Genomic DNA, 10532 nt, shown 5'->3' with positions numbered 1-10532 from the left:
TTCTAATGCAACCTTTAGTTTAGTGTCTTTGCTAATTGTCCTTCTTTTTCTACCCATAATTAATATATTATTCCTTTAGGAATAAACTAACAAGGATTCGTGAAATTATTTTTCTGCTGTCTAGTAACTCGTCTCAGTATATGTTATATTTTGTTTTTCGAAATATATAATATAATTGTTAATTTTTATATTATTTAGTATCAACTGGTTTATACTAAATAATATAATGCTTAGTTTGTTTAGTGTCAACAGGTTTATACTGAAAAATGTTTTTTATATTAATCAGAATACATATATACTCTTTGAAAGTGATAAATATTATATTATTTATTATTTTTTTGTTATCCTTTTGCATTGTATTAATCTTATATACAGTATAATATATAAAAAATTGACTATTTTAATTTGTGTCAAACTTATATTTCTCAATCTTTTAATGTTTTTTGTTGCTAAATAATCCAATGTTAAAAAAGAAAAAAATCTAAGCACACATAATTATTTAGATATTATATAAACAGCAAATGCTAAAAAGGATTTAAAAATGGCAAAAAAAATTTATGTAGGAAATATGAACTACAACACTACTGAAGATGACTTACGTGATTTATTTGGACAATATGGAGAAGTTGTAAGTGTTATTATAATCAAAGATCGTGAAACAAGAAGACCTAAAGGTTTTGGTTTTATTGAAATGGAAAATGATGATGCAGCAGATGCAGCAATTTCAGAATTAGATGGTAAAGAATATGCTGGCAGAAACTTAAGAGTTAATGAAGCAACTGAACGTCCAAGAAATAATAATAGAAGAAATAACTATCGTTAATATATATTACTAATTTGTAGAACGAAAAATGGTATAGTGTTAATTGCTATATCATTTTTTTATTTTTTTCTTTAATTTATTTCCTTCATTTATAAGTAAATAAGGATTATAATATTTTGTGTAAAATTATAAAAGAAGGAGAAATAAAAAATGCCAGGAAAATTTTTAATTAAAAAAACACCAAAAGGTTTTTTTAGATTTTCATTAATTGCTTCTAATTCTATGACAATTCTTACAAGTAAAAATTATTCATCACGTGCCACTTGTCTAAAAGGTATTGAAACAATTAAAAAGAATGCATCAAGTGAAGTAGAGGATCAAACTTTAAAAACTCAAGTAGAAAAAAAATGTCCAAAGTTTGAAATATATTTTGATAAAGCAAATTTATATAGATATCGAATGATTGCTTCTAATGGAATGAATGTTGCTATATCAGAAGATGGATATTCATCTAAAAATGGATGCTTAAATGGTATTAAGGCAATACCTCGAGCTATCGAAAATGTTGTAATTGATGATAGTTTACTAAAAAAATAGAAAATACTATTTTGTATAAGATTATATATAATTTTTTAAGATTTGTAATTTCTTTTATAAAAAGCAATTATTATAAATATAAAAATAAATTGATTTTTTTTATATAAAAGGTCTTAAATAAATTTCTAAAAAATACTATTTTATATATATCCAATCAAGAAAGAGTTTCTCTTGACTGAAAGGAAATTTGTAAATAATTCTGTATTTAAGGTTATCCTGAAAATGCGAGATTGGTGCTCTAATTCCACCAATCGGTGGAGTATTTTGTGAAAAAACATTTTAGTTTGTTAACTTGGTTAGCATTTTTCATCATGCCCATTTTTGTAGGGTTTTGCGCTCTTACTTTTGGTAGGTACCCAATTAGTATTAATGAAGCCTATTCAATATTATTTAGTAATAAAATTATTGATGAACAAGCATATTTAGTAATTTATAATATTCGTTTACCTAGAATAATTTTAGCTCTTTGTGTTGGCGCTGGTTTATCCGTTTCAGGAGTTGCTTTTCAAAGTCTCTTTTCTAATCCATTAGCTACTCCAGACACCTTAGGTGTTGCAAGTGGTGCTTCTTTTGGAGCAGTTCTAGCTATTGTGCTTGGTTTTTCCCTTTTTTCTATGCAAGTTTTAGCTTTTATCTTTGGAATTGGTGCCGTAGTATTAACATTCTTTGTTGGATCAAAAAAAGGAGAATTAGATAAAACATCAATTATTTTATCAGGAATAATAATAGGTGCTTTATTTAATGCTTTTATTTCATTAATAAAATATACAGCTGATGCTGAAACAGAACTACCTGCTATTTCATATTGGTTAATGGGTAGTTTATCTAATGCAAACTTTAAAACTTTAAAATTTGGGTTAATTCCTATTCTTTTAGGGCTTATTGTTTTGTATTTATTAAAGTGGAGACTGAATTTATTATCTCTTTCTCAAGATGAAGCAAATAGTACTGGTGTTAATATAAATATATTAAGAATAGTTAGTGTAATATTTGCAACTATAATTACATCTTCAGCTGTTAGTATGTGTGGACAAGTAGGGTGGATAGGGCTTTTAGTTCCTCATATTTGTAGGATGATTTGGGGGAGTAATAACTCTAAAATTATCCCTGCCTCTATTTCTTTAGGTGCAACCTTTATGGTAATAATAGATACTTTTGCAAGAACAATAAGCGCAAGTGAAATACCTATTTCAGTTTTAACTGCAATTATTGGTGCACCTTTTTTCATTATGTTATTAAAGAAATCGAATGGGTGGTCAATATGATATTTGAAGTTAAGAATGGTTGTTTTAGCTACAAGGAAAAAGAAGTATTTGATAATATAAATTTTCAAGTTAAAAGTGGAGATTTGGTTGCAATATTAGGCCCTAATGGAATTGGTAAAACAACATTAATTAGATGTATGTTAGGTTTTCTAAAATGGGGTAAAGGAAGTTCCTTATTAAATAATAAAGATATTAAAAAATATAGTATTAAAGAATTATGGAAAACTATATCATATGTACCGCAATCAAGAAATGTTGAAAAAAGTTCACTAACTGGTATTGAATATATTCTTTTAGGTTTAGCTGGAAAAATAAACTACTTTAATATGCCAAAACAAGAAGACTATAAAAAAGCTAGGGATATTATGGATAGTTTATCAATTTCTCATTTAGAAAAAAGAAAAATGAATGAGATTTCAGGAGGAGAACTTCAATTGTTTTTAATAGCGAGAGCTTTAATCTCTGAGCCTAAACTTGTAATACTTGATGAACCAGAATCTAATTTGGATTTTAAAAATCAAATTATTGTTCTAGATGTTCTATCTAATTTAGCAAAACAAAATATAGCTGTAATTTTTAATACTCACTATCCATCTCATGCACTGCAAAGAGCAAATAAATCATTACTATTATCAAGTAAAGGATATTCTATATTTGGTAATACTAATTCTATAATTACGGAAAACAATCTTGTTAATGCTTTTCGTGTAAAAACAACTATTAATTATATAGAAACTGATCATAAAGTATATGCTGACGTGCTTCCTCTTGAAGTATTAAAAAATAAAACTAAAAAAACATTAGTGGTTGAAAAAAATGATGAAAGTTATAAATTAGCAACCATTTCAATTATCGTTCAAGAAAAATCAGCTTTACTCACATTAAACAAAATAATTTATAAAAATCATGATTATATAATTGGAAAAATGGAGATGCCTTATGAAAAAAGAGCAATTAACATAGTAGTTATTGCTGTTGATGGACCTTTTTATGAAATAGAATCATTGGCTAATAAATTATCTCAAATAAATGATATTTGTATCAAAATAGGATATTCAAAGGGTAATGTATGAGTAAAAATAGTAATCTATTAAACAAACTATATTTAAATAATTATTTAGATAATGATGAGTTAAAAACCTTAATCGATAATTATGATAATGCATCATTAGTAAAAGCAAAAAAATTAGCTCAAATGACAGCTATTAAGAATTTTAATTTAAATATTTATTATAGAGGAATTATTGAATTTTCAAATATATGTAGAAATGATTGTTATTATTGTGGTTTAAGGAAATCTAATTCTAATGTTAAAAGATATAGATTAAGTGAAAATGAAATTTTGAATTGTTGTAAAATAGGCTATGAAATGGGGATAAGAACCTTTGTTTTACAAGGTGGTGAAGATCTTCAATTTGATAATCAAATTGCTACTCTTATAACAAAAATAAGTGAAAAATATGATGATTGTGCTATTACTTTATCAGTTGGTGAGAGAAACTATAGTCTATATAAACAATGGTTTGAAAAAGGTGCTACAAGATTTCTTTTAAGACATGAAACTGCTGATAAAAAACATTATGAAAAATTACACCCACCATTTCAACATTTTGATAATAGGATTAGATGTTTAAATGATTTAAAAAATATAGGTTATCAAGCTGGGGCTGGTATGATGATAGGCTCACCTTTTCAAACAAATGAATCTATTATTAAAGATTTAATCTTTTTACGTGACTATAAACCTGAAATGGTAGGTATTGGTCCTTTTATTCCACATTCACAAACACCATTTAAGACTGAAAAAACTGGAGATTATAATTTAACTTTGTATTCATTAGCATTAACTAGACTTTTACTTCCTAAAGCTTTAATTCCTGCTACAACTGCTATGGATACGGTTAAAGAAGATGGAAGATTAGATGCTATATTATCAGGCTGTAATGTAATTATGGTAAATATTACTCCTATGAAAGAAAGAGTAAATTACAAACTTTATAACGATATGGCTGAACTTAGATCTTTTAATAATATAGATAGAAAATCAATTAATCAAAGACTAAAAAAAATAGGATATACGCTAATAGTCAGTAAAGGCGATTATTGTAAATAATGAGAGGAGAAATAGAAAATGATTAAGTTAGCAATTTATGGAAAAGGCGGAATTGGTAAAAGTACTACTGCTTCAAACTTAGCAATAGCCTTTAAAAATATGGGATTGAACGTTTTACAAGTTGGTTGTGATCCAAAAGAAGATTCAACTTTGCTTTTAAGAGAAGAGGAAAATATAGTTTCAATATTAGATCAATTGAGAGATAAAGGAAGTTCAGATCTTAATGTTGATGATTTAATTAAAAAAGGTTTTAAGAATATATATTTAAGTGAAGCTGGAGGTCCTCCTCCAGGATTAGGTTGCGCAGGAAGAGGTATTGTAAAAGCTTTAGAAGAGCTTGAAAAGAAAAATGTTTATAATGAAAAGCAAATAGATATCGTAATTTATGATGTATTAGGTGATGTTGTTTGTGGAGGTTTTTCAATGCCAATACGCGATGGTTATGCTCGAGATATTTTTATTGTTACTAGTGGTGAAAATATGGCAATACATGCAGCAAAAAATATTGCATTAGCTGTTGATAATTTTAAAGATAGAGGTTATGCAACTTTAGGTGGTGTAATTTTAAATAAAAGAAATGTAAAAAATGAAGATTCTAAAATCAATGAATTATGTAATTTTATAAATGCACCATTGTGTGGAACATTAGAGTTTAGTGAAGATGTACAAGCAGCAGATGAAATTGAAAAAACAGTTTCTCAAATAAATCCTAACTCTTCAATTGTAAATCAGTATAAATCCCTTGCTCAAAATATATTAAAAATCTGTAGAGAAAATGAGAAAAAGAGAGGGGGTGTATAATAATGATTGATTTACATAATATAGATTTTTCAACTAGTTCTAAATTAATTTCACAAATGGATTATAATGATTTGTTTTATGCAGGATTGCAATATGCTCCACCTGCAAGAGGTTTGTGGAATATCGTACATATGGGTTTTTTAATGCCTGAAAGTCATGAGATTTTTGTATGTGCCCAAGGTTGTATAAGAGGTGTTGTTTTAACAGCTCATGAAGCTAATTTAGCAACTCGATTTTCAACTGTTGTAATTCAAGAGGATAATGTTATTGATGGCGATATGGAATATCAAATTATTAATGGTGTTAGTGATGTGCTAAATAGATTAGAGAATAAACCTAAAGCTGTTGAAGTTTATACTTCGTGTATACATTATTTTACTGGTTGTGACTTACCATATGTATATAAAAAACTTAGAGAGAATTTTCCAAATATTTTATTCACTGATTGTTATATGACTCCAATAACTAGAAAGAGTGGAATAACTCCAGATGAAAAAATGCGAAAACAACTTTATTCTTTAATTGAAGAAAATACTAAAGTTGATAATTCTATTTCAATGATTGGAAATGTTTATTCTTTTGATGAGGATTCTGATTTAAGACAAATTTTATCTTTAGCTAAAATTAATTATAGAGACATTACAATGTGTAAAAAATGGGAAGATTATCAAGATTTAGGTAAATCCTCTTTTTTTATTTATAGTAATCCAGCAGCTGAAAAAGGTTGCATCTCTTTGTCAAAAAAATTAAATAAAGATAATTATTTTTTACCAATAAGTTATACAAGAGAAGAAATAATCAAAAATAATCAAAAAATATGTAATTTAGTTGGTTTATCTTCTTTTAATACTGAGAAAATAGAGAAAGAAATTAATTTATTAATTAAAAAAATACAAAAATTATTAAAAGAGTGGAAAATTGTTTTAGATTATAGTGCAACACCTAGGGTTATAAATTTAACAAGATTTTTATTAGATTTAGGGTTAAATGTTGAAAAGGTATATTTAGATTCTGTTTCAACATGTGATAAAGACGATTTTCTATATTTACAAGAAAATTATAAAGACTTAATTATTTCGAGTCCAACTCATCCCTCTGCCAGATTTTTGCACAAAGAAAATAAGGAAAATATTTTAGCAATAGGTCAAAAAAGTGCTTATTATGAAGGAACTTCAAATTTTGTAAATTTAATTGAAGGTAATACCTATTGGGGATTTAATGGCTTGAAAAAATTACTTTTAGATATAATTGATGCTATTTCTTATAAAAAAGATGTATCTAAGATTATTCAAATAAAAGGTTGGGGGTGTAATTGTGATTAATGAAGCAAATAAAATTCTTTCTGTTTATACTGGCGATACTTCAGGAGTTTGTTCAGCCTTATACGAGTTGGATGGCATGTCTGTAATGCACGATGCCTCAGGCTGTAATAGTACTTATAACACTCATGACGAACCTAGATGGTATGATATTCCATCTAGAGTATATTTATCTGGAATTACTGAGTATGAAGCTATTTTAGGTGATGAAGAAAAGTTTATTAATGATGTTGTTCAAACAGCAAAAGAACAAAAACCTAAATTTATTGCAATTGCAGCAACACCTATTCCTTATTTGATGAATCAAGATCTTAAATCAATAGCAAAAATAATTGAAAAAAAAAGTAATATTACAACTTTTTCAGTAGAAACTAATGGTATGAATTCTTACATAACAGGTGCTTCTTTGGCTTTATTAGAATGGGCAAAATTATTTGTAAATAAAGAAAAATATAAAAAAGAAAATAGTGTAAAAAGTATAAATATAATTGGTGCAACACCTTTAGATTTTGCAAACTATAGTATTATTGATTCAATAGTAAAATCTGTAGAAAATATGGGATTTTGTGTAAATAGTGTTTGGTCGATGGGTCCATTAACAAAGAATATGGAAAATTCAAATAGAGCAGATTATAATTTAGTTATATCCTCCGTCGGTATAAAAGTTGCGAAATATTTAAAAGAAGAATTTGATATCCCTTATATAACAGCTTTACCTTTCGGAAAAAAGCAAACAGAAAAAATTAAGAAATCATTTTTAGAAGGTGTGCCTTTTAAAAATGAGGTAAGTAAATCAAAAATGCAAATTGCTATCATTGGAGAAGGTGTTTATTCAAAGTCAATTAAAAATTTAATAGGAGAGGGAGATGTTATCTCTTTGTTACCTGATAGTGAAAAGGTATTAGAAGAGGATGATTTTTTAGTAAAAGGGGAAGAAGAGTTAGAAAATAAGCTTAATTCTTATTCAATTGTAATTGGGGACCCTATATTTAAACATCTTGTATCAAAGAAAACAAAATTTATTGAAGTTCCACATTTTGCATTTTCAGGAAGAATGTATAAAAATCAGAATCCTAATTTAGTAGAAAATAGTGGTGATATGTGGAAAAAGGAGTTAATGTAATTATGAAAAAGCAGTTATTTTGTCTATTTGCTTTAATTGGTGTAGTAAATATGTTGTTCGCTAATGGTGAACATGAAGTAGTAGTGGATTCTACAAAAGAAATAGTAGAGATTGTTGATGATAATGGAGATACGACTAGTTTAGAAGTTAACCCAGAAAGGGTAGTTATTACAGATATTTATCCATTAGCCTCGGTATTAACAGTTTTTTTAGATAGTGCAGATACTTTAGTTGGAATACATCCTGTTAGTATGAGTGCTGCAAAAAGTGGATTGTTAGGTGAACTTTATCCCTCAATTTTAGATGTTGATACATCTTTTATGACTGGATCAGATTTAAATGTTGAGCAACTAATGTTATTAAAACCTGATGTAGTATTATATAATGCATCAAAAAAAGCTCAAGGCGAAATGATAAGAAATGCCGGAATTAAAGCTATAGGTGTTTCAGCTGTTAAATGGGATTATGATGTTTTAAAAACTTATAGAAAATGGACTAATATATTATCACAATTATATCCAGATCAAATTTCAGTTAGCCAGAAAGTTGATGAATATAGTATAAATACAAAAGAATTAATTTCTAAAAGGGTAGCTAATATTTCAAAAGAAGAGCAAAATAGTGTATTATTTTTATTTAATTATGACGATAAAAAAATAATAACTTCTGGTAAGCATTTTTTTGGACAATGGTGGGCTAATGCAGTTGGTGCTAAAAATATTGCAGAAGAAATTAATATAGATAATTCAAATGCAATAATTAATATGGAACAAATTTATGCTTGGAATCCAGATGTGATTTTTATTACTAATTTTACACCAGCTTTGCCTAAAGATTTATATACTAATGCAATTTCTAATGATGATTGGTCTAATGTAGCTGCTGTTCAAAATAACACTGTTTATAAATTGCCTTTAGGAAGTTATAGAAGTTATACTCCCGGTGTAGATACACCAATAACTTTGCTTTGGATGGCAAAAAAAGTTTATCCTGAATTATTTAGTGATATAAATATAGAAGACGAAACAAGATCTTATTATGAACTATTATATAATATAGAGCTAAGTGATGAACAAATTTATCAAATGTTTAATTCCACACGAGAAGCAGCGAATGGATATAGTAAGTTATAAATTTTATTAATAGGTAAAAAGGTTTCTTATAATTTATTAAATAAGGAACCTTTTTATAATATAGATATAATTAACATTTGTAATGGAATGACTATAATTAATAATGAAGTTGTTACCATCCATCCAGCATTAGCTAAATCAATATCTAAATCGTAAATAGAAGGTGGAACTAATGCTATAAATCCAACAGGCATTGATGATAAAATTAGTACTACTTTTATAGGTAGTCCATTATCTATATTATTAAAACCTAAAATATAAGCTAAGGTTGTTGCTAAAAAAGGTACTATTAAAAATTTAATAATAGAAATAAATATAGATGGTTTTATATAGTCTTTAATTCGACTAAATTTCATAGCCATTCCAATAGATGTTAACAATAGAATACTCATAAGTGGTATAATAATTGAATTAATTATACTATAAATTTCGGGTCTTGGAATATGTAAAAAGTTTAAAACAAACCCCAAAATTATGCTAAATAATGTAACTAAAATAAAAGGATCTAAAAAGACCTTTGAAAAGTTATTCTTTGTACTTTTATCTGAAGCTAATGTAGAGTGAGTTTTTGCTATAGGAAACCATAAAGAATAATAAATCAATGGTTCAAATATTTTATATATTGGAACTAGGGCGAAAGCTTTTTCTCCTAAGAATATATAGACTATTAAGGCGCCAATTGCCCCTATATTTGTCATTCCTCCACAAGAAAAAAAAGCTCCGGCTTGTTTTTTTTCTAATTTAAGTATTCTGCTTGTAAGTAAAGCTATAAATCCTCCACATAAAACTGTGAAAAATCCAACAAATGGTAAAAGGATTATGCTTGAGTTATCAAAAGAAAAATCCCATATAGCGCCTATAGTTGCAATAGGGTTTAATAATAACAAAGCTATACTTTGTAAAATTTTTCTTTGTTTTTTTAGAGTTTTGTCAACTTTAATTATATTTGAACTAGCTAAACGTTGTATTAAATACCCAATAATTAATCCTATAGCAATTATTGAAAGTGAAAAAAGTAGTTTACTCATAAATCCTCTTATTTTATATAATCATTATTCTATCATTATTTTGATAAAATTAATAGAATTTCATTAGGTTTCTGGCACTGTAGTAAGTTGTATAAGTGTAAATCCTTGTATTGTATATATTTATTATATTATATAATTTTTTTATTATTTTTTTGTAAAATGTGTTGACATAAGTTACATCCTATTGTATAGTTTAATCATAAAGAAAACAAAAACAAAAAAACTATTTATTTTAAAGGAAAACAAAATTATGAAAAAATTATTAACAATCTTAACAATAAGCGCTATCGCTTTAACATCAGTATTCGCTAAATCAGCTCAAGTTCAATTAAATACTTCTATTGAAGAAACTGAAGTTTCTTATCAATTATCTTATAATGGTACTGACAT

At 26.7% G+C, this 10532-nt stretch carries 10 protein-coding genes; 9 read left to right on the top strand and 1 reads right to left on the bottom strand.

Features of this window, described 5'->3' with window-relative positions:
• Positions 1 to 541 precede the first annotated feature (541 nt).
• The 9 genes from ACPKM0_RS04980 (at position 542) to ACPKM0_RS04940 (ending at position 9114) form a co-directional block, all read left to right on the top strand.
• Complete coding sequence (locus ACPKM0_RS04980) at positions 542 to 823, top strand: RNA recognition motif domain-containing protein (protein ID WP_472473888.1); 282 nt, start codon at positions 542 to 544, stop codon at positions 821 to 823.
• A 150-nt stretch (positions 824 to 973) separates the two neighbouring features.
• The gene (locus ACPKM0_RS04975; RefSeq protein ID WP_472473886.1) at positions 974 to 1360 is read left to right on the top strand and encodes a YegP family protein; all 387 of its coding nucleotides are present in this window, start codon (positions 974 to 976) and stop codon (positions 1358 to 1360) included.
• Between the two features lie 266 nt (positions 1361 to 1626).
• Positions 1627 to 2625 (top strand): FecCD family ABC transporter permease, encoded by a 999-nt coding sequence (locus ACPKM0_RS04970; protein ID WP_472473884.1) that lies wholly within the window; start codon positions 1627 to 1629, stop codon positions 2623 to 2625.
• Entirely contained in the window at positions 2622 to 3698 is a 1077-nt protein-coding gene (locus tag ACPKM0_RS04965; protein ID WP_472473882.1) for an ATP-binding cassette domain-containing protein, read from the top strand. The genes ACPKM0_RS04970 and ACPKM0_RS04965 overlap by 4 nt, the downstream gene beginning before the upstream one ends.
• Complete coding sequence (gene hydE, locus ACPKM0_RS04960; protein ID WP_472473881.1) at positions 3695 to 4738, top strand: [FeFe] hydrogenase H-cluster radical SAM maturase HydE; 1044 nt, start codon at positions 3695 to 3697, stop codon at positions 4736 to 4738. The genes ACPKM0_RS04965 and hydE overlap by 4 nt, the downstream gene beginning before the upstream one ends.
• Before the next feature lie 18 nt (positions 4739 to 4756).
• Positions 4757 to 5539, top strand: a complete 783-nt coding sequence (locus ACPKM0_RS04955) for a nucleotide-binding protein (protein WP_472473879.1) — start codon at positions 4757 to 4759, stop codon at positions 5537 to 5539.
• Positions 5540 to 5541: 2 nt separating this feature from the next.
• On the top strand, positions 5542 to 6861 hold the full coding sequence (locus ACPKM0_RS04950; protein ID WP_472473877.1) for a nitrogenase component 1: 1320 nt from the start codon (positions 5542 to 5544) through the stop codon (positions 6859 to 6861).
• A complete protein-coding gene (locus ACPKM0_RS04945) occupies positions 6854 to 7981 on the top strand; it encodes a nitrogenase component 1 (RefSeq protein WP_472473875.1) in 1128 nt (375 codons plus the stop codon). Before ACPKM0_RS04950 ends, ACPKM0_RS04945 begins: the two co-directional genes overlap by 8 nt.
• Positions 7982 to 7983: 2 nt before the next feature.
• Positions 7984 to 9114: an ABC transporter substrate-binding protein gene (locus tag ACPKM0_RS04940; RefSeq protein ID WP_472473874.1), complete on the top strand. Its 1131-nt coding sequence runs from the start codon at positions 7984 to 7986 to the stop codon at positions 9112 to 9114.
• A 53-nt stretch (positions 9115 to 9167) separates the two neighbouring features.
• Here the strand turns inward: ACPKM0_RS04940 and ACPKM0_RS04935 are convergent, their stop codons facing one another.
• Complete coding sequence (locus ACPKM0_RS04935; protein WP_472473872.1) at positions 9168 to 10142, bottom strand: AEC family transporter; 975 nt, start codon at positions 10140 to 10142, stop codon at positions 9168 to 9170.
• Between the last annotated feature and the right edge of the window lie 390 nt (positions 10143 to 10532).

This window comes from Pleomorphochaeta sp., assembly GCF_050031695.1.
Taxonomy (GTDB): Bacteria; Spirochaetota; Spirochaetia; order Sphaerochaetales; family Sphaerochaetaceae; genus Pleomorphochaeta.
This window is presented reverse-complemented; position numbering and strand designations above follow the sequence as displayed.

Coding starts and splice junctions, on each gene's coding strand:
- ACPKM0_RS04950 (WP_472473877.1), top strand. CDS start 5,542: ATGATTGATTTACATAATATAGATTTTTCAACTAGTTCTAAATTAATT.
- ACPKM0_RS04940 (WP_472473874.1), top strand. CDS start 7,984: ATGAAAAAGCAGTTATTTTGTCTATTTGCTTTAATTGGTGTAGTAAAT.
- ACPKM0_RS04955 (WP_472473879.1), top strand. CDS start 4,757: ATGATTAAGTTAGCAATTTATGGAAAAGGCGGAATTGGTAAAAGTACT.
- ACPKM0_RS04935 (WP_472473872.1), bottom strand. CDS start 10,142: ATGAGTAAACTACTTTTTTCACTTTCAATAATTGCTATAGGATTAATT.
- hydE (WP_472473881.1), top strand. CDS start 3,695: ATGAGTAAAAATAGTAATCTATTAAACAAACTATATTTAAATAATTAT.
- ACPKM0_RS04980 (WP_472473888.1), top strand. CDS start 542: ATGGCAAAAAAAATTTATGTAGGAAATATGAACTACAACACTACTGAA.
- ACPKM0_RS04965 (WP_472473882.1), top strand. CDS start 2,622: ATGATATTTGAAGTTAAGAATGGTTGTTTTAGCTACAAGGAAAAAGAA.
- ACPKM0_RS04975 (WP_472473886.1), top strand. CDS start 974: ATGCCAGGAAAATTTTTAATTAAAAAAACACCAAAAGGTTTTTTTAGA.